The organism is Dietzia sp. IN118 (assembly GCF_032905965.1).
GTDB classification, from domain to species: Bacteria; Actinomycetota; Actinomycetes; order Mycobacteriales; family Mycobacteriaceae; genus Dietzia; species Dietzia kunjamensis.
In genome coordinates this window covers 2791196-2809468 of the sequence record NZ_JAUMSR010000001.1, presented here as the reverse complement: position 1 = coordinate 2809468, position 18273 = coordinate 2791196, and the positions used below count along the sequence as shown (strand labels likewise).

At 72.6% G+C, this 18273-nt stretch carries 15 protein-coding genes; 6 read left to right on the top strand and 9 right to left on the bottom strand.

All coding sequences use genetic code 11. From position 1 onward, the window contains the following. Window positions 1–93 precede the first annotated feature (93 nt). Window positions 94–2277: a DUF6541 family protein gene (locus Q2K20_RS13470; RefSeq protein WP_269528923.1), complete on the top strand. Its 2184-nt coding sequence runs from the start codon at window positions 94–96 to the stop codon at window positions 2275–2277. Window positions 2278–2370: 93 nt separating this feature from the next. Beyond that, window positions 2371–3309: an SDR family NAD(P)-dependent oxidoreductase gene (locus Q2K20_RS13465; RefSeq protein ID WP_119193525.1), complete on the top strand. Its 939-nt coding sequence runs from the start codon at window positions 2371–2373 to the stop codon at window positions 3307–3309. A gap of 21 nt (window positions 3310–3330) precedes the next feature. Here Q2K20_RS13465 and Q2K20_RS13460 read toward each other — a convergent pair whose 3' ends face one another. Genes Q2K20_RS13460 through Q2K20_RS13440 form a run of 5 tightly spaced genes read right to left on the bottom strand, consistent with a single transcriptional unit; the run spans window position 3331 to window position 7298 of the window. Continuing rightward, complete coding sequence (locus tag Q2K20_RS13460) at window positions 3331–4122, bottom strand: hypothetical protein (RefSeq protein WP_163375440.1); 792 nt, start codon at window positions 4120–4122, stop codon at window positions 3331–3333. An 11-nt stretch (window positions 4123–4133) separates the two neighbouring features. Continuing rightward, window positions 4134–5813, bottom strand: a complete 1680-nt coding sequence (locus Q2K20_RS13455) for an alpha/beta hydrolase (RefSeq protein WP_313313068.1) — start codon at window positions 5811–5813, stop codon at window positions 4134–4136. Next, window positions 5810–6151, bottom strand: a complete 342-nt coding sequence (locus Q2K20_RS13450) for a hypothetical protein (RefSeq protein WP_119192903.1) — start codon at window positions 6149–6151, stop codon at window positions 5810–5812. Before Q2K20_RS13450 ends, Q2K20_RS13455 begins: the two co-directional genes overlap by 4 nt. Window positions 6152–6159: 8 nt before the next feature. Beyond that, window positions 6160–6549 (bottom strand): DUF2304 domain-containing protein, encoded by a 390-nt coding sequence (locus tag Q2K20_RS13445; RefSeq protein WP_069389183.1) that lies wholly within the window; start codon window positions 6547–6549, stop codon window positions 6160–6162. Next, window positions 6546–7298, bottom strand: a complete 753-nt coding sequence (locus Q2K20_RS13440) for a glycosyltransferase family 2 protein (RefSeq protein WP_069389182.1) — start codon at window positions 7296–7298, stop codon at window positions 6546–6548. The genes Q2K20_RS13445 and Q2K20_RS13440 overlap by 4 nt, the downstream gene beginning before the upstream one ends. Before the next feature lie 63 nt (window positions 7299–7361). Between Q2K20_RS13440 and Q2K20_RS13435 the strand changes: the two genes are divergently transcribed. Both Q2K20_RS13435 and Q2K20_RS13430 read left to right on the top strand, forming a co-directional pair. Continuing rightward, complete coding sequence (locus Q2K20_RS13435; RefSeq protein ID WP_067711529.1) at window positions 7362–8258, top strand: glycosyltransferase family 2 protein; 897 nt, start codon at window positions 7362–7364, stop codon at window positions 8256–8258. Between the two features lie 7 nt (window positions 8259–8265). Then, window positions 8266–8613, top strand: a complete 348-nt coding sequence (locus Q2K20_RS13430; protein ID WP_067711532.1) for a hypothetical protein — start codon at window positions 8266–8268, stop codon at window positions 8611–8613. Window positions 8614–8672: 59 nt separating this feature from the next. On the opposite strand, the gene Q2K20_RS13425 is transcribed toward Q2K20_RS13430, so the two are convergent. The 3 genes from Q2K20_RS13425 to Q2K20_RS13415 are packed head-to-tail and all read right to left on the bottom strand — an operon-like array spanning window position 8673 to window position 13328. Further along, window positions 8673–10649: an arabinofuranosyltransferase gene (locus Q2K20_RS13425; protein ID WP_119192900.1), complete on the bottom strand. Its 1977-nt coding sequence runs from the start codon at window positions 10647–10649 to the stop codon at window positions 8673–8675. Next, complete coding sequence (locus tag Q2K20_RS13420; RefSeq protein ID WP_096906121.1) at window positions 10646–11947, bottom strand: polysaccharide biosynthesis protein; 1302 nt, start codon at window positions 11945–11947, stop codon at window positions 10646–10648. Before Q2K20_RS13420 ends, Q2K20_RS13425 begins: the two co-directional genes overlap by 4 nt. Next, complete coding sequence (locus Q2K20_RS13415) at window positions 11925–13328, bottom strand: M1 family metallopeptidase (protein ID WP_167492377.1); 1404 nt, start codon at window positions 13326–13328, stop codon at window positions 11925–11927. Before Q2K20_RS13415 ends, Q2K20_RS13420 begins: the two co-directional genes overlap by 23 nt. A gap of 160 nt (window positions 13329–13488) precedes the next feature. Here Q2K20_RS13415 and Q2K20_RS13410 point away from each other — a divergent pair, with 160 nt between their 5' ends. Together Q2K20_RS13410 and Q2K20_RS13405 are read left to right on the top strand one after the other, a co-directional pair. Then, window positions 13489–13938 (top strand): hypothetical protein, encoded by a 450-nt coding sequence (locus Q2K20_RS13410; protein WP_119192898.1) that lies wholly within the window; start codon window positions 13489–13491, stop codon window positions 13936–13938. Further along, window positions 13935–14345, top strand: coding sequence for a winged helix-turn-helix domain-containing protein (locus Q2K20_RS13405; RefSeq protein WP_227022180.1), 411 nt, complete (start codon window positions 13935–13937; stop codon window positions 14343–14345). The genes Q2K20_RS13410 and Q2K20_RS13405 overlap by 4 nt, the downstream gene beginning before the upstream one ends. Before the next feature lie 13 nt (window positions 14346–14358). On the opposite strand, the gene Q2K20_RS13400 is transcribed toward Q2K20_RS13405, so the two are convergent. Further along, a complete protein-coding gene (locus Q2K20_RS13400; RefSeq protein ID WP_317176843.1) occupies window positions 14359–18207 on the bottom strand; it encodes a Pls/PosA family non-ribosomal peptide synthetase in 3849 nt (1282 codons plus the stop codon). Window positions 18208–18273: the final 66 nt, after the last annotated feature.

The window sequence follows — 18273 nt, the reverse complement described above, 5'->3', positions numbered from 1 at the left end:
GGCCCACGGACGCCGAGAGGGACACGGACACGGACAGGGCCAGAACACGGACAGGTCCAGGAACGGAGGCGGGTCATCGACATCGCGTTGGTCATGATGACCCTCACCGCGCTCCTGGTGGTGCCCGGTGCGATCGTGGGCGCCGCCGCGCAACTGCCCCTGCGTCTCGCGCTGGGCACGTCGATCCCGGTCTCGTTCGGGATCGCCGCGATCGCCGGCTACGTCTACGGCCGGGTCGGGGTGCCGTGGTCGCTCGGCGCCTACGTGGTCGCCACGGCCGCGACCGCCGCGGTGGTCGGCGTGGTGGGGCTGCTGATCACCGGGGCGACATGGGTGTGGCGACGACGACGAGGCCGCGACGCCACGCCGGCGGACGGGCGACGCCGTCGCCGGCGCCGCCGAACCGGCCGGGTCGGCCGACTCCGCAGGGTTCGCGGAACCGCCGGGGTCGAGCGCCCCGGCGGGGTGGACGGTCGGCCCGGGCGGCGCTCGTGGTGGTGGCTGCTGCCGGGCGCGGCGATCCTGACGAGCGCCTGGCTGATCGGCCAGATGATCCTCACCGAACTCTCGGCGACCCCCGGCGGCACGGCGAACATCTTCCAGGGCTGGGACGCCCACTGGCACGCCAACTACATCCGCTTCATCCATGACCTCGGCGTGGCGTCGCCCGACCTCGCCGGGGAGCTGCGTTACCCGGAGAACGGCGCGACCCTCTACTACCCGAGCACGTGGCACTCGATCGCCGCCCTGGTCATGGGCCTGCGGGGGATCGGCGCCGTCGAGACGTACAACCTCGTGCAGATCGGCAGTGTCGCCCTCGTGTTCCCGCTGGGCGTGGCGGCCTTGGCGTGGCTGATCACCCACCGCCGGTTCTCCCGGCCCGTGGTGGCCACCTCGGCGGCCGTGGCCGCGATGGCCACCCCGCTGTTCCCGGGTCTGCCGTTCGTCGAGGTGATGGTGGCCGCCACCCCGTCGGCCGTGGCCAACGGCATGGCCGGCCTGGGGGCCGCGGTCGTGGTGGCGGCCCTGGCCGATCGGCGGCTCATTCCCGCCGCCGCGCTCGGGCTGGTCGGCATCGGCGGCGTCCATCCGTCGGCCATGGTCACCGCGGCCGTGTTCGTGCTGTTCTGGTGGCTGTTCGACGGGCTGTGGCGGCCGGTCCGCGGCCGTGTGCGCGACTTCGTGGTGTTGGCCGGCATCGGGCTCGCCGGGGTGCTCACGCTGTTGCCGCAGGTGCTCACGGTGTCCGAGGAGGCCGACGACATCTCGGCCTTCGAGTTCCAGATCGACGCCGACCGCGCCGCCACCTGGGGCAAGGCGGTAGCCCTGCAGGTGCGCCACGTCCAGGATTGGGGCGTGCGGTGGGTGCTGTTGTCCGTGGCCGCGCTGGGCCTGGTGGTGATGCTGCGCCGCAAGGTGTTCTGGCCGCTGCTGCTGTGGGGCGGGCTGTTGGTGGTGTGCGTCAACTCGATGAGCGTGTTCGGCAACTGGACCGGCGGTGTACTCCGCGGGATCGGCAGCATCTACTACAACGACCCCCGCCGGATCGGGGTGGTGCTGGCCGTGGTCGTGGCCGCGGCGGTGGGTGTGGGCGTCGGGGCGACCGTCCAGGCGCTGGCGGGATGGTTGGGCAGGCTGGTCGATCCCCTCACCGACCCGGACGGTGGCGGCGTCCGGCTCGCCCGGGTGGCCGTGGCGCTGGCCGCCCTGGTGGGGGTGGGGTCCTGGGTGGTGCAGGCCTCGCCCGAGTACGCGGTCGCGGCCGGGGTGAACCAGCGGTGGAACCGCATGGTCGACGAGCACGACCTGCGCGCCTTCCGCTGGCTGTCCGAGCAGCCGCAGGCCTACTCGGGTCTCATCTATACCAATCCCGACGAGGGCTCGGGCTGGATGTACGCCACCGACGGGTTGCCCTCGACCTCGCGGCACTACCTCCAACCCGGTTCCACGACCCCGCTGACCACCTATCTGTTCTCCCGGATGGACGAGGCCGGCGTGAACCCCCGCGTCGACCGCGCGTTGGCGGAGCTCGGTGTGACGTACGTGTACGTGAGCCCGCCCAACTACTGGGGGTTCCAGAAGCCCAACGAGCATCTGCTGCGCCTCGACGGCACGCCCGGCTTGGTCAAGGTGTACGCCGAGTCGCAGGTGCGGATCTACGCGGTGCGGGACGCGTTCACCGACGCCGAACTGGCGCAGATGGTGGAGGACTCCCCGTTCCCGCCCGAGCGGCGGTCCCCGCTCACCCGGGCGGCCGGGACATACGGGCCGGAGTGACCTCGCCACCGGTCCCACGGTCGTATCCTGTGCACGGGCCTGAAGGTGAGGGAGCCGCGGCGGTGTCGTCGCAGACGAGGGGATGGGCATCACATGCGCGCGTTGGTGACGGGAGGGGCCGGGTTCATCGGGTCGACCCTGGTGGACAGGCTGCTGGGTGAGGGCCATGACGTGACCGTGGTGGACAACCTGTCCCGGGGGCGGCTCGAGAACCTGGCGGCGGCCCGTGAGGCCGGTGACCGGTTCGAGTTCCGGGAGCTCGACCTGACCGACCCCGCCATCGAGGACGTGGTGGCCGCCGCCCGGCCCGAGGTCATCTTCCACCTGGCCGCGCAGATCGACGTGCGCCTGTCGGTGGAGGATCCGGTCCACGACGCCCAGGTCAACGTCGTCGGCACCGTCCGGCTGGCCGAGGCGGCCCGCAAGGTCGGGGTGCGCAGAATCGTCTTCACCTCCTCAGGCGGGTCCATCTACGGGCCCGTGACCGAGCTGCCCGTCGCCGAGACCCGACCGGTGGACCCGCTGAGCCCGTACGCCGCCGGCAAGGTGGCCGGTGAGATCTACCTGGAGATGTTCTCGCGCCTGTACGGGATCGAGTGGGCGGGCGTCGCGCCGGCCAACGTGTACGGGCCGCGGCAGGACCCGCACGGCGAGGCCGGGGTCGTGGCGATCTTCTCCCAGCGGTTGCTGGCCGGTCAGCCCACGCGCGTGTTCGGCGACGGCGGCAACACGCGCGACTATGTGTTCGTCGACGACGTGGTGGACGCCTTCGTCCGCGCCGCCGAGGTCCCGGCCGCGGCGGGGCTGCGCTTCAACGTGGGCACCGGCGTGGAGACCACCGACCGTGGGCTGCACACCCTGGTCGCCGAGGCCGCGGGGGCCGCTGACGATCCCGAGTACGCCCCCGCCCGCCTGGGGGATGTCGCTCGCTCGGCCCTCGATGCCGAGCGCGCTGCCGAGGTACTCGGCTGGACGCCGCGGGTGACGATCCGCGAGGGCGTCGCCCGGACGGTCGACTACTTCCGCGACTGACGTCCTTCCGCGACTGACGCGCTAGTTCTCGTCGGCGCCGGCGGTGCCGTCGGCGCGCGCGTCGCCGTCGGCGCGAGCAGTTCCGTCCTCACCCGCGTCGCCGTCGGCCTCGGCGGCGCCGGCGGTCCCGACCGCGTCGGCGCCCACGGCCGCGGCGCCGACGGTGTCCTGCTGCGGGGCGAAGTTCGGCCGGGGCAGGAACGGGCGGAGCAGGTCCGGGAATCCGGGCGCGGGCCGGGCGCCGTCGGGCGCGGTGACCTCGAGTTCTCCCTCGCCCTGACCGGCGTCGTCCGCGCCGCCCGTGGCGTCACCCGCGGTGCCGCCCTCGGCTCCGCCACCGGCGACACCGTCGCCCTCCGCGGGCGCCGCCGGCGCAGCGGGCGCCACCGGGGCGGGGGCCGCGGGCGCGACCGGGACAACCGGCGCCTGACGGACCGGCTGGACGGCGGCGGCCCGCGGAACCGGCGCGACGGTCGGCACGCTGGTCACGGGGGCCACCGGGGCGACCGCCTGTTCGGCCCGGTCGTCGGCGGGCTCGGTCTCCTCGGAGACCTCGGTCGACTCCTCGCTGGTGGGTTCCTCGGTGCTCGACTCGGTGCTGTTCTCCGAGGTGGTGCTCGCGATCGGCTCGGTGGTGGGCCCGGTGGTCTGCGCGGATTCGACCTGCGCGCGGGCCCGCTCGACGGCCTCGGCGCTGCGGTGGGAGTCGTACCAGAGGCCGGCGGAGATCAACCCGACCGACAGGACGCCCAGGGCGCCCATCCCCACGGTGGTGAGGGACGGTGGGGTGAACCGGGTGTCGAGCGAAGCCATGGGCCCCAGTATCAGACAGCGTCCGTGGGAACGCCAACCTCTTCCCTCGCCGCGCGCGTCGCCGGTGGAACCGTCGTCAGTCGCTCAGGCCCCTCCCAGAGCACGGCCGCCTCGCCGTAGGGGTCCTGATCGCGACGGAGCAACAGGCCCACGGCATGTCGGCGCAGGACGGGCAGGACCCGCCCCTCCTGACCGCGGTCCACGCCGGTGTGGCGCGCCCGGATCCGCCGTTCACGCCACAGGGGCACCTGCCCGCCGAGCATCACGGCGAGCATCGCCCGGAACGCCCCGCAGTCCCGGTCGAACACGCCGCCGTGACCGCGCGTGCCGTAGACGGGCGTGCCGTCGGCGAAGTAGCCGGTGTCGAGTCGGACGGCGCCGCCGCCCAGGTCGGAGTGCGACCCGCGCTGTCGTAGGCCGAACCGGATCTGCAGTAGTTCCACGGGGTCGCCCGGTGCGGTGAGGGAGTACCTGCGCACCGGTCCGGGGGCGCGCCAGTCCGACGGCCCGGCGACGCCCACCCCGAGATCGGGCGACTCGGCGTAGATCACCCGGTCGGCGCGCAGGCCGAGCCGTTCGGCGGTGCCCACGATCCGCCCGCCGTACGAGTGCCCCACCACGGTCAGCGCCGCGCCGGGGCACTCGATCTCCATGACCCTGTCCACCTCGCGACAGAAGCGGACCAGGCGCGGCGCCATGGCGTCGGCGAACCGGGGATCGCCGGCATCGGCCATGATGTCTTGCGGGAACTCGCCGTCGAGGAACGTCACCACGGCCAGTCGCCCGCCGCCCGCCTCGACGAGGTCCACCGCGACGTCGGTGTTGACGTGGGACATGTCCAGGTTGGTGCCGGTGCCGGGCACGTACACCGCCACCGCCTCGGTCTCCGGGCCGAGCTCGCCCACCCCCTCGATCATCCGCCCACCGCGGCGCGGTGAGAACGCCGGGAAGGAACGACGACGACGAGCATCACGCCGCGCCATCGTCTCCAGACGCCCGATGCGCGGACTCCACGGCGTACCCGCCAGCTGTTCGCGGTGGAGCGCGGCGCGCACGGCCACCGCGTTGGCGCGGGCCCGCACCGGCCAGGGCACGCCGTACGTCCCGCCCACGGCCTTCGGCTCGGCCAGCGCGAGGAGTCGACGGTCGGCGACGGGCATGTGCTCGACCGTCGCATACACATCGGCCGGGTCGGCAGGATCGGGTTCGGCCGGGTCCGGGTCCCAGGCGGCGACGGTCGCGGCGGTGTCGAGGCTGCCGGTTCCGCCCGGCCCACTCGCCACGCCCGGCCCACTCGGCCCGCTCGGCCCACCCGCCACGTCCGGCCCGACCGCCGCGACCCCGGCGAGCCTGGCCAGGTCGGCCAACGCGTTGTCCACCGCCCGGTCCAGCGTCGCCCTCAGGGCCGCGCGCCCGGGCTCGGGAAGCGGGTCCGGCCCGTCGAGGTCGTCCCAGGAGTCCTCGGCGAGCTCGACCAGCCGGTACACGCCCGCCAGGATCTCGGTCAGGCCGCGGGCCTCGCCGCCGACGGCGTCGGCCAGCGCGTCCAGGGCGGGGGAGCGGGTCGTGGAGGTGAGGAGCGCGTCGCGCGCGGTCGCCAGGGCATCCCGCGCCGAGACGAGGCCGGCGGCCAGGTCGAGTAACCGGATCACCCGGGCCGGCGGCGGGGTCTCCGGCAGTGCGCCGGTCACCGCGGCCGCCGGAACGGCTGGGTGTCGGCGACCGCCCGGGCCGCGTCGCCAGCCGACGCCTCGGACAGCGTGCCGTCCGCGAGGCCGTCGGTCAGCTCGAGCAGGCGCGCGATCCGATCGGCTGCGGGGCGCAGGAGGGCGCGGACCTCGTCGTCGTCGTCGATCCGGGCGAGACCCCCGCGCGCTGCGGAGTCCCCACCGGCGGCGTCTCCCACCCCGCCCGTTCCCGGGTCGCCAGCGGCCTGGAGGAGCGCGTCGAGTCGTCCGCGCGCCACCCCGAGGCGGCGTCGCAGGCGCGCGGCCTCGCCGCGGACGTCCTCGTTCGCGCCCCCGTCCACGGCTGCGGTCAGGACCGCATCGGGTCGTCGTCGTCCGGGGCCGGCTTCATGACCACCGCGTCGACCTTGTCATCGGGCCGCACCGCGTTCTGTAACGCGATCGTCCGCGCCAGGCGCGAGTACCGCAGTTCCTGCTCGCGGAAACGAACGTAGGTGGACACCGTCACGAACGCGAAGCCCATGACCAGCGCGTACAGCACCAGGTCGGTGCCGCGCTGGACCCCGAGCGCGTTGGCGACGACGGTGAGGTCGTCGGGCCGGATCACGGCGTAGACCATGAACACGACGAACAGCACGAACCCGATCTTCACCCCGGCCTTCGCACGCGCCTTGCGGCGGTTGGCCAGGAAGAACACGACCAGCGCGGCGCCGGCCAGCAGGAGCAGGACCTTGATCATCGGGGCAGCCTCTTTCCCACGAACCCGTCGGAGAGGATGTTGATGCCGTTGAGCAGCGACTGGCCCTTGGACATCGAGTACTCGGTGTAGAGGATGTCGACCGGCTGCTCGGCCACCCGCCAGCCGCGGCTGTCCATGAGCTCCACGAACTCGCTGGCGTGGCTCATCCCGTTCATCCGGAGGTTGAGGTCCTCCGCGACGCGTCGGTTGAACACGCGCAGACCGTTGTGGGCGTCGGTCAGACCCAGCCGCCGGGTGCGCGGGCTCAGCAGCACCACGGTCCGCAACACGAGACGCTTGATCAGCGGCACCTGGTCGTCGTCGCGGCGGGGGCGCCCGAAGCGCGTGCCCACGACGATGTCCACCGGCTCGGAGCGCACCCGCTCCACCATGGCCAGCACGTCCTTGACCTGGTGCTGCCCGTCGGCGTCGAAGGTGACGAAGTACCGGGCCCCCGGCTGGGCGCGGGCATACTCCACGCCGGTCTGGATGGCCGCGCCCTGGCCCAGGTTCACCGGGTGGCGGACCAGGTGCGCACCCGCGCGGTGGATCGCCGTCGCCGAGTTGTCCGCCGAACCGTCGTCCACCGCCACGATGTTGGGGAACGTCCCACGCGCCGAACGGAGCACCTCCTCGATCACGGTGCCCTCGTTGAAGCACGGGACGATCAGCCACACGTCGTGGTTTCGGACGTCCTCGTTCCGGCCCGCCGAGTCGCCGCCTGGGTGCTGCTCACTGTCACTGCTCATCGGAGGTCGATACTATGCGACCGGACGGACAATCCGGTGACGAGAAGGACGGCGGTTCCCCTGATGGCCATCGACGTGATGCTCCCCTACTACGGGGACGTCGACCACTTCAAGAAGGCCGTGGACAGTGTCCTGGCGCAGAGCTACCGCGATTTCCGGTTGGTCGTGGTGGACGACGGCTACCCGGATCCGGAGCCGGCCCGCTACATGGGCGAGATCACCGCGCGCGACGAGCGGGTGACCTACGAGAAGAACGAGACCAACCTCGGCGCGAACGGCAACTACCGCAAATGCGTGGACATGGTCACCGCGCCGACCGTGGTGATCATGGGCGCCGACGACATCATGCTGCCCAACTACCTGCAGGTCGTGGCAGACGGGTTCGCCGCCGTGCCGGATGCCGCCGTGATGGAGGTGGGGGTCAGCGTCATCGACGAGCACGGCGCGCCCGTCCGGGGGCTGTCCGACTCGGTGAAGGCGTTCACCCAGCCCAAGGCGCAGGGCCGCACCGTGCTGCACGGCGAGAAGCTCATGACCTCGCTCATGCACGGCAACTGGACCTACTTCCCGTCGCTGGCGTGGAACTCCGAGTGGGTCAAGCGGATCGGGTTCCGTGAGGGTCTGGACGTGGTGCAGGACCTCGCGCTGCTGGTTGACGTCATCACCGGGGGCGGCCACATGATCTACGACCCCACGCTGGCGTTCCTCTACCGCCGGCACTCGGCGTCGGACTCGTCGGTCCGCGCCCTCGACGGTCGGCGGTTCGACGAGGAGGCCCGCTTCTTCGCCGGTGAGGCCGACGCGTTCGCGGCCCGCGGCTGGAAGAGCGCCGAGCGGGCCGCGCGCCTGCACGTCACCTCGCGGCTCAACGCGCTGTCGCTGATCCCGACCGCGGCCAGGGCCGGCAAGCTGACCGAGGGCGGCAAGAAGCTGCTCGGGCACACGTTCCGCAAGTTCTGACACACGGGTGATCCCCGAGACGTGGATCCCGCACCGTCGCGACGACGGCGAGGTGGTCGGCTGGATCGACATGACGGTCGCCGAGCCGGCGCTCGTGCCGATCGACAGGCTGGGCCGGCCGATGGGCCCGGTCGACGACTGGCACGAGGCGGAGGCCGCGCTCGAGCGGGTCGGCCTCCGCTTCCTCATGGACCGCTACCTCGTCGATGAGGACGGGCGTGACACCGAGGTCCGCATCGCCCACGTCTACGACGACCGCATCGTGCTGACCACCGTGCTCACCGACGCGGTGGAGGACGTGGGCCGCGAGATCGTCGTGCCGTTCCCGGCGCAGGCATCGCTGCGGAGGGCATAGCGGGTCTCTGCTGCCGGGGCCCGGGTGGGCCCGTGCTCCCCGGCGCGCCCGCCGGGGCCTCAGCGTTGCACGATCACCATCCGCGACCCCACCTCTCGGACGTCGAAGCGGGCGGGATCGTCGAACTGCCGCGGCCGGAAGACGATCTCCTCGCGCGCGTTGTTCTGGACCCGGGGCATCTGGTTGACGATCGCGGGGAAAACCCAGCGGCGGGACCCCTCGCGGGTGAGGACCAGAACGTCGGGGCTGCGGAACTCACTCGAGTCCAGCGCGGCGGTCAGCTCTCCGGGGGTCTCGGTGTCCGCCCAGCTCCGGATCTCGTCGAGGCGCTCCTCGTACCGGCCGGCGGGCGTGGCGTACGCCTGGGCCGGCGCCTGGAACGAGAAGTACGGCCGGTAGGCGTAGAGGGTCGGATCCGAGGTCAGCAGGACGAGGTCCGAGGGTGCCCGGTCGCCGGTCATGTCGTCCACTGCGTCCAGCACGTCGCGGGGCACCGCGGGGAACCCGCGGGCTTCGGCGGCGAACTCCGCATCCTCCCCGGAGACGTGCTGCACCATCTGGACGGCAGCGAGGCCCGCGACCACCACCGCCGCGGCGGTGACGCGGCCACGGGACCGGTCGGGAGAGGTCCGCACGGCCCACCGGGCCAGCGTCAGCGCGCCGACCACGCCCGCCAGGGCGAGGACGAGGGTGATGATCGGGATCATCCGGAACGGCAGCAGCGTGCTGCCGGTGACCGCCCGCAGCCCCGAGAGCACGTACCACCCGAGGACGGTCACCGCCGTGAGGCCCAGGGCCTGTGCGAGGACGAGCCGTCGATCGGCCGGGGGGAGAGGGCCGTCGGCGTCGGTGTCGACGACGTGGTCCGTGTCGTGCTCGGTGCCGATCCGCGTTCGCAACGTCGCCGCCGCGTGCTCGGAGGCCCGGCCGGCTCCATCGGGCCAGACGGTGACGACCAGCCACACCACGCCGATCAGGCACAGTAGCCCGACGGCGGACACCTCGAGCATCGGCAGCGGCCACCGCGAGGCGATCTCGGGCGCGAAGTCGTTGGCCACCGAGGGTTCGGTGTCCGCGCCGCCGAGGGCGGCCAGCAGGAATCGGTGCCAGAACAACAGTGCGATCACCGCGGAGATCGCCGCCATGGCGGCCAGGCGGCCGAGCAGGGCGAGGACCACCGCACGATCGGCGCGGTACCGCCAGGAATGGATGACGACGACGAGGCCCACCATCAGCGCCGCGACACCCGCGATGAGGGTGTAGCCCAGCGCAGCCCAGCCGAGGTAGAGGCCGATCGTCGCGACCAGCGGCCACGTGGGTCCGCGGCTCGTCCGGGATCCGGCTGCGGCGGCCACCCGTGCGCAGAGGAGGAACGTCGCCACGACGACCTGCGGGAGCAGGCAGATGAGGATCCACGAGTAGGGCTCGTAGGCGTTGGTGTGCCCGCCGATGACCGAGGTGACGAGACCGAACACGACGGCAAGCCGCGCGGGGACGAGCCATCGCCAGGCCACGAACGCGATCGCGCCGGCGATGGCCATGGTGACGATGGCGTACGGCTTGTAGAACTCCCAGCCGTCGATGCCCGTGATCCGGGACAGCTGCCCGCCCACCCAGAACCACTGTGGCGGGTAGAAGGGCGCGGCGTCGGCGTAGAAGGGGTCGGCGAGGGCGGGGGAGTCGGCGAAGCGGGTGACGTAGGCGACGCGGTTGAGCTGGTCGCCGCCGAGGCCGAACAGGTAGTGCGGCGTGCCGTTCAGCAGCAGTCCGAGGTGGGAGGAGGCCAGGAAAGCCGGCCCGGCGGTTCCGAGCAGCCACAGGGCCCGGCCGCCAGTGGCCCTGCGCAGCAACAGCCACCCGGCGAGGATGACGACCCCCGCGGCGAGGGTCGCGCCGAAGGTCTCGGGCAGCCAGCTGGGTTCGACGAACGGCAGCGCGTCGACTCCAGCGAACGTGAGGGCACCGACCACGGCCGCGACCAGGAGGGCGGCGAGGAGTTCGCCGCCCCGGCGGGCGAGCAGACGGACGTCGGTCATGCGTCGGTTTCCGGGCGGCGCGCGGTCACGGCCAGGCCGGTGACGTGGACCGCGACCCCGATGCCGGGGCCGGCGAGGAGCGCGATCGCGGCGCGCACGTCGAGTGGTCCGGGCACGGCGACGAGGAGGGCCGCCGCGGCGACGACCGCGACCCACCACCCGGCGTTGTAGAGGAGGTGGCGGTCGAAGGCCAGCGCCGCGTTGCCTGTCACCATCAGGGCGGCGGTGCCCACCGACGCGGCGGTCAGGGCGGCCAGCACCGCACCGGGCAGTTCGAAGTCGCCGCCGAACAACACGCGGATCAGCCACGGGCCGACCAGCCACGCGGCCCCTGCTCCCACGATTCCCACCGCCGTCACCAGGCCGAGGGGGGCGGCCAGCGACCGCGGTCCGCGGGCGCGGCGCTGGACGAAGTAGACGATGATCGCGCTCTGGAAACTGGTGAGCGGCACGAGCAACGGCGCGCGGGTCAGGGTGATGGCGAGGATCACCGCGCCGACGAGTGGGGCCGGATCGTCCGCGCGGACGGTGGCGGTGACGAACAGCGGGAACCCGGTCACCAAGGCCGAGGTGCCGGCGGAGGCGAGCATGGCTGCCCCGGTGTTGCGCCAGAAGCGCCGGCGGCCGGCGTCGACGGCGGAGGCCAGCGCGTCGCGGGTGGCGGGGGACAGGGCGATGAGCAGCGCCCACGTGACGGCGCCTGCGACCGTGGCCACGGCGAATCCGAGACCGGCGTCGCCGAGCCACCACGCGACGCCCGCCACGGCCAGGCGCAGCGCCGCGTCGACGGTGAGCAGGACCGCGTACAGGCCCCAGCGTTCGGTTCCCGACAGGGCGCCCGCGGTGGCGGCCTGGAGGGTGAAGCCGAGGATGCCGAACGCCATGATGGCGACGCCGACGCCGGAGAACGTGGGCAGGCCCAGCGCGGGCCAGGCCGGTGCGCTCACGGCCACCGCGGCCGCAAGGACCAGGCCCAGCGTGAGCCCGGCCGACAGCAACCGGACGGCCGACCGCGGCGGCCGCGCGCCGACCGTGCCGGTCCCACCCCCGCGGGCCGAGCGGACGGCGCGGGTGACCTCCTGCATCAGCCCGTTGGCGACGCCGCCGAGGGCGAAGAACGCTCCCCAGTAGGTGGCGAACAACGGATAGTCTGCCGGGCCGAGTGCGCGGCCGGCCACCAGCATCACCAGGTACCCGGAGGCCGCGGCGAACACGGTCGCCAGCGTCAGTGCCCGCATCCCGCCCGCGGCCGACCGGCCGGTGGTGGGTGTCGGTTCAGTGGCTGCCGGTGGCGTCATCGGGCATACCGAGGGTCGGCGGCAGGGGCTCGGAGAACAGCCAGGCGTTCCACAGCGGCCGCAGGTCGACGGGGGAGTGGTCGGCGGCCAGGTGGAGGAAGTCGTCGGTGGTGACGGTCCTGCCGGAGTACGTCGCGACCCACGCGCGGAGGAGATCGAAGAAGCGGTCGTCGCCGATCGTCAGGCGCAGCGCGTGCAGGGTCAGGGCGCCGCGCTTGTAGACACGGTCGTCGAACATGTCCTCGGGTCCGGGGTCCGACAGGAGGAGGTCCTGCGGGGAGTTCTGCAGCTTGGAGTAGTAGCGCAGTGCGTGACTGCCGGCGTCGGCGCCGCCGGAGAATTCGGTCCACAGCCACTCGGCGTAGCAGGCGAACCCCTCGTGCAGCCAGATGTGCTTCCACTCGGCGATGGTGACGGCGTTGCCGAACCACTGGTGGGCCAGCTCGTGGGCGATGAGTCGCTCGTCCGAGTCCGGCCGGCCCGCGGCCTCACACGTGTTGCGTCCGAACGTCGACATGCCCATCGCCTCGAGCGGGATCTCGAGTTCGTCGTCGGTCACCACGACTTTGTAGCTGTCGAACGGGTACGGGCCGAAGAGATCGGAGAACACGGTGATCATCTCGAGTTGCCGGGCGAAGGCCTGCCGGAATCCCCGCTTGAGGTCGGCGGGGACGAAGGCGTGGAACGGCACCGGCCCGTCGGTGGACTCGAGGTGGTCGTACTGACCGAGGTTGACGGTGACCAGGTAAGGGGAGGTGGGGTGCGGGAGGTCGAAGTCCCATGCGGTCGTGCTGCCACTGCGCTTCTTGCCGACCAGCGTGCCGGTGACGACGGCGCGGTACGGCGAGTCGGTGGTGAGCCTGATGCGGAACGGGGCCTTCGCCGAGGGGTGGTCGTCGCAGGGGAACCAGCTGGCGGCGCCGTTGGGCTGGCCCGCGACCAGGACTCCGTCGGTCAGTTCCTCCCAGCCCACCTCGCCCCACGGCCCACGGATCGGCTTCGGGTTGCCGGAGTAGCGGATGGTCAGGGTGAACGCTGATCCGACGGCGAGCGGTTCGGCGGGGGTGATCGAGAGCTTGCCGCGGGGCCGGGTGAAGCGGGTGACGCGGCCCCCGTCGAGGAGCACCTTGGACACGGTCAGGTGTGGGGAGAGGTCGAGCCGGATCGTCTCCAGCGGCTCGGTGGCGGTCGCGGTGATCACCGCCTCGCCACGGAGGTTGTTGGGGCTCACCTTGTAGCTCAGGTCCAGCTCGTAGCGCGTGACGCGATATCCGTGGTTGCCCGCGCCGGGCAGGTAGGGGTCGACCGGATCGGCGCCCGACGGCGTGCGTGGGGACGCGATCCTGGCGACGAGGTCTGACTTCACTGCCTTCAATTCCATGACCTGCGCGAGTCTAGAGGACCCGCGTCCGGCGACGCCCTTCTCGACGCGAGACGTGGCCGATCCCGAGAAAGTAGTTGCCAAACTGGAAAGTACTTGCTTACTATCAAGACCACTCCGCGGCGGAAACTCCCCCGGGGCACCGACGGAAGGCAGACCCATGGACCCGCAGAACTCCAGCACCGGCGAGGTCGATCGAGCGGAGGCCGCCCGCATGCTCGCCGAGGCCGAGGGTCGCCCACCGGTCAGCTCCCGGCACGACGCCCGCCTGTTCGCGGCGTTCGCCGCGGCCATCTCGCTTCTGATGGGGATCGGGACAGTCGCGATCATGTTCTCCAACTGGGCGCTCGTGCCGTACGTGCTGTTGCTCTTCGTGGCGATCTTCTGGCAGCGACGCGCGATCAAGGCGGGCCCCCGCGGATCGGGACGGACCTACACGTGGGGCGTCGCGGGATCGGGCGTGATGATCCTCGTCGTCGTCACCGGCCTGAACGTCATCCGCACCACGATCGGGCTCACCGCCTGGTGGTACCTCCTCGGGGTTCTGTTGGTCGCCCTGCCCGGCCTGGTGGCCGCCGCGATCATCGACCGGCGGGGATCCGAGCGGTGAGCGGAGAGAAGATGGGCGGCGAGACGACGGGCGGTCATATGACGGGCGACGAGACGACGACGAGCACCCCGGCTGCATCGGGGGGCTCCGCCCCGGGGGCGGGCGGCGGATCGGGAGGGCACGCCCGCCACCGGTTGGACGAGGTCATCCACGCGCCCGTCCGCTTCTCCATCGTCGCGGCCCTGGCTGGCGTCGACTACGCGGATTTCGCCACCATCCGCGACGCGGTCGAGGTCACCGACTCGACACTGTCCAAGCAGGCATCGGTGCTGGAGAAGGCCGGATACGTCAAGGTCAGCAAGGGGTACGTCGGCAAGCGACCGCGGACGTGGTTGTCGCTCACCCGCGACGGACGCAAGGCCTACGCGTCCCACCTGGCGGCGCTGCGGGCCATCGCCGGCGGCTGACCCGCCCACCGGCTCAGCCCCGCCAGGGTGCGATCGGATTGCCCTGCCAGCGGGTGCCGGGCGGGATGCGGTCGCCGCGCATCACCAGTGAGGCCGGGCCGACGGTTGAGCCGTCACCGATCGACGACGCCGGCAGCGCGACGCAGTGGCACCCCAGCGTGGCGCCGGCCTCGATCGTCACCCGGTCGATCTGCATGATGCGGTCGTGGAACAGGTGGGTCTGGACCACGCACCCGCGGTTGATGGTGGCGCCGTCCCCGAGGGTGATCAGGTCCGCCTCGGGCAGCCAGTACGACTCGCACCACACGCCACGGCCGATCCGTGAGCCCAGCAGGCGCAGCATCGCGTTCATCACCGGGGTGCCCGACGCGGGCCGGGCCATCCACGGCGCGGCGAGCAACTCGATGAACGAGTCGGCGACTTCGTTGCGCCACACGAACGACGACCACAGCGGCTGCTCGCCCGCGCGGATCCGGCCCACGAGGATCCACTTGGCCAGGGCGGCGACCACCAGGGCGACCAGGCCCGCGTAGGCGAGCGTCAGCCCGGAGGTCAGTGCCGCCACGCCGAAGCCCCACTCCAGGTGGATCTCCTGCATCACCACCAGGACGCTCACCAGCAGCAGGAACGACATCCAGACGGGGACCAGTCGCAGGGTCTCCCACGCCGCCCGGGCGACCTTGAGGCGTCGCGGCGGCTGGTAGGTGCGGACGTCGTCGGTGTCGGCGACGGCGCGAGGGAGTTTCTGCGGCGGCGACCCCAGCCACGAGGTGCCCTTCTTGGCCTTCTGCGGGGCGGACGAGAGCACGGCGACCAGGCCGCGCGCGGGCACCTTCCGCCCGGCGGAGGCGATCCCGGAGTTGCCGAGGAAGGCGCGCTTGCCGACCTGGGCGTGCTCCAGACGCATCCATCCGGAGCCCAGTTCGTACGGCGCGACCATGGTGTCGTCGGCGAGGAACGCCCCGTCGCGGACGGTGGTGAGCGCGGGGATGAGCAGCACGGTCGAGGCCTCGACGTCCTTGCCGATCCTGGCTCCCAGCATGCGCAGCCAGACCGGGGTGAGCATGGAGGCGTAGAGCGGGTAGAGCCAGTTCCGGGCGGCGTCCATGAGGCGTTCGCTGCACCAGGCCTGCCAGGCGATCCGCGAGTGGACCGGGTGGAAGCCGGGGTCCAGGCCGATCGACAGCAGCCTCACCGCCCCGAGGGTGGCCGCGGCGAAGAGTGCGAGCGCGAGGAGGGTGGCGGGGACCGACCACAGTGCGGCGAGTAGGACCATCTCGCTCGGGCTGCCCGCGCCGCGGGCTCCCCAGGCCACCAGCGCGAGGCCGGCGAGCAGGGCCGCCAGCGGCATCGCACCGAGCGCGACGGCGGAGAACTGGTAGACCAGGCTCCAGAGCCGGTTGTGGGGCGCGGGCTCGGCCGGCCAACTCGATCCACGCTTGCCGCGCTTGAGCGCGGGCGAGCCTGCGTAGCGCTTACCGGCCTTGACCGTGCCGACCACCGCGGACCCGATCTCCACGTGGGCCCCGCGGCCCACCACCGCGCCGGGCAGCAGGGTGGACCGGGCGCCCACCACCGCGTTCTCGCCGATCTCCACGGAGCCCACGTGCACGAGGTCGCCGTCGATCCAGTACCCGGCCAGGTCCACCTCGGGTTCGATCGAGGCCCCGTCGCCCACCCGGAGCAGGCCGGTGACCGGTGGGAGGGTGTGCATGTCCACACCGTGTCCGATCTGCGCCCCCAGCAACCGGGCGAAGGGGGTGAGCCACCCGGCACCCTCGAGGTTGGCGGCCCCGGAGACCTCGACCAACCGCTCGGCGGCCCAGATCCGCAGGTGCACCGACCCCGCCCGTGGGTACGTCCCCGGCGCCACGCCGGCGGTGAGCACCCGGCACAGGCCGGCGGTGACCAGCATGCGGCCGGCGGGCAGCAGGAGCAGAGCCACCATGATCCCGAGCACCCACCACGACACCGGCCGCGCCCAGGGCAGCCCGAGGCCGACGGCGACGTTGTTGGCGATACCCACCCAGGTGAGCCACTGCAAGCCGGTCAGGGTGAGCAGCGGGATCGTGGCGAGCATCTGCAGGAGCTGCGCGCCGCGGCCGACGGGTCGGACGTGTCGCGGTTCGACCTCGGCCTCGGGCTCGAGCTCGTCCAGGAACCCGGCGAAGTCGCCCAGGCGTGAGCGGTCGTAGATGTCGCCGACGGTTACCGCGGGGAAGCGCTCCCGGACGCGGGCCACCACGTGCGCGGCGGCGAGCGAGCCGCCCCCGAGGGCGAAGAAGTCCTCGTCGACCCCGGAGACGTCGGCTCCGAGGGCGGCCGACCACAGTTCGGCGACCCACGCCTCGATACCGTCGAGTTCGGACTCGGCGGCCGACGTCTGGGCCAGCGGCCACGGCAGGGCGGCGCGGTCGACCTTGCCGGAGGTGCGGGTCGGCAGCTCGTCGACCAGGGCCAGGCGCGGGACCACGCCGGCGGGCAGGTGCTCGCGCAGGCGCCCGGCCGCGTCGGCGAGGTCGAAGCGGCCGGGGTCCTCGGCGACGAGGTAGGCCACGAGCACGGGCTGGCCGGCGTCGGTCTTCTTCACCGCGGCGGCGCCGGCGCTGACCCCGGGCAGGGCGGACACGGCGGTGTCGACCTCCCCCAGCTCGAGGCGGCGGCCGCCGATCTTGACCTGGTCGTCGACGCGGCCGTTGAAGTACAGGCCGTCGGCCTCGAGTCGGACCACGTCGCCGGAGCGGTACGCGCGCTCCCAGCCCAGGGTCTGCATGGGCGCGTACTTCTCGGCGTCCTTCTCGGGGTCCAGGTACCGCGCCAGGCCGACCCCGCCGATCACCAGCTCGCCGGACTCCCCGTAGCCCACCGGATCGCCCGCCGCATCGACCACCGCGAGGTCCCAGCCGTCCAGCGGCAGCCCGATCGACACCTCACCGACGCCGTCCAGCCGGACCGCGCAGGCGACGACGGTCGCCTCGGTGGGGCCGTAGGTGTTCCACACCTCGCGACCGTCACCGACCAGGCGTTCGGCCAGTTCCGGAGGGCAGGCCTCGCCGCCGAGGATCACCATCCGGATACCGGCGAGCATCGAATCGGGCCACATCGAGGCGAGGGTCGGCACCGTGGAGATGACGGTGATCCGCCGATCCCGCAACCACGGGCCGAGGTCGAGGCCCGACTTGACGACCGAGCGCGGCGCGGGCACGAGGCATGCCCCGTGGGCCCAGGCGAGCCACATCTCCTCGCAGGAGGCGTCGAACGCCACGGACAGCCCCGCCAGCACGCGGTCGCCGGGGCCCAGCGGCGCGCCGGTGAGGAAGAGCCGGGACTCGGCGTCGACGAACGCCGCCGCGCTGCGGTGCGTCACGGCCACACCCTTGGGCAGGCCCGTGGTCCCGGAGGTGAAGATGATCCAGCAGTCGTCGTCCACCGTCGGGCCGCGGTGTCGCGAGGGTGAGGTGGTCCGGTCGGGGTCGGTGACGAGCATGCCGTCGGCGGTGTAGACGGCCGCGACCTGCGCCTGACCGAACACCAGCTCGGCGCGCTCGGCGGGGTCGTCCACGTCGACGGGAACGTACGCGGCGCCGGCGGCGAGGGTGCTGAGGATGGCCAGGTAGAGGTCCGCCGAGCCCGAGGGCATGTGGATGCCGACCCGGTCGCCGGCGACGACGCCCTGGTCGTGCATCCATCGGGCGGAGGCGTGGATCGTCCGCGCCACCTCGTCGTAGGTCAGGACCCGGGTGCCGTCGTCGATGCACGGCGCGTCCGGGTGGCGGGTCGCCGCGGCGTCGAACACGTCGAGGAGTGTCCGGGGTTCCGCGGCGTGTGAACTGCGAAGATACTGCGCGGGAATGGTGGCCACCCGCGGATCGTATCCCGCGTAGGTGAACTGCCCGCCGCGGTCACCCGGGGCTGGTTAAGTGAGGCG

What these genes read in the sequence shown, in the direction of transcription:
- Q2K20_RS13415 (WP_167492377.1), bottom strand. Translation starts at nt 13,328, where the DNA reads ATGGAATTGAAGGCAGTGAAGTCAGACCTCGTCGCCAGGATCGCGTCC.
- Q2K20_RS13410 (WP_119192898.1), top strand. Translation starts at nt 13,489, where the DNA reads ATGGACCCGCAGAACTCCAGCACCGGCGAGGTCGATCGAGCGGAGGCC.
- Q2K20_RS13465 (WP_119193525.1), top strand. Translation starts at nt 2,371, where the DNA reads ATGCGCGCGTTGGTGACGGGAGGGGCCGGGTTCATCGGGTCGACCCTG.
- Q2K20_RS13445 (WP_069389183.1), bottom strand. Translation starts at nt 6,549, where the DNA reads ATGATCAAGGTCCTGCTCCTGCTGGCCGGCGCCGCGCTGGTCGTGTTC.
- Q2K20_RS13425 (WP_119192900.1), bottom strand. Translation starts at nt 10,649, where the DNA reads ATGACCGACGTCCGTCTGCTCGCCCGCCGGGGCGGCGAACTCCTCGCC.
- Q2K20_RS13420 (WP_096906121.1), bottom strand. Translation starts at nt 11,947, where the DNA reads ATGACGCCACCGGCAGCCACTGAACCGACACCCACCACCGGCCGGTCG.
- Q2K20_RS13470 (WP_269528923.1), top strand. Translation starts at nt 94, where the DNA reads ATGATGACCCTCACCGCGCTCCTGGTGGTGCCCGGTGCGATCGTGGGC.
- Q2K20_RS13435 (WP_067711529.1), top strand. Translation starts at nt 7,362, where the DNA reads ATGGCCATCGACGTGATGCTCCCCTACTACGGGGACGTCGACCACTTC.
- Q2K20_RS13460 (WP_163375440.1), bottom strand. Translation starts at nt 4,122, where the DNA reads ATGGCTTCGCTCGACACCCGGTTCACCCCACCGTCCCTCACCACCGTG.
- Q2K20_RS13440 (WP_069389182.1), bottom strand. Translation starts at nt 7,298, where the DNA reads ATGAGCAGTGACAGTGAGCAGCACCCAGGCGGCGACTCGGCGGGCCGG.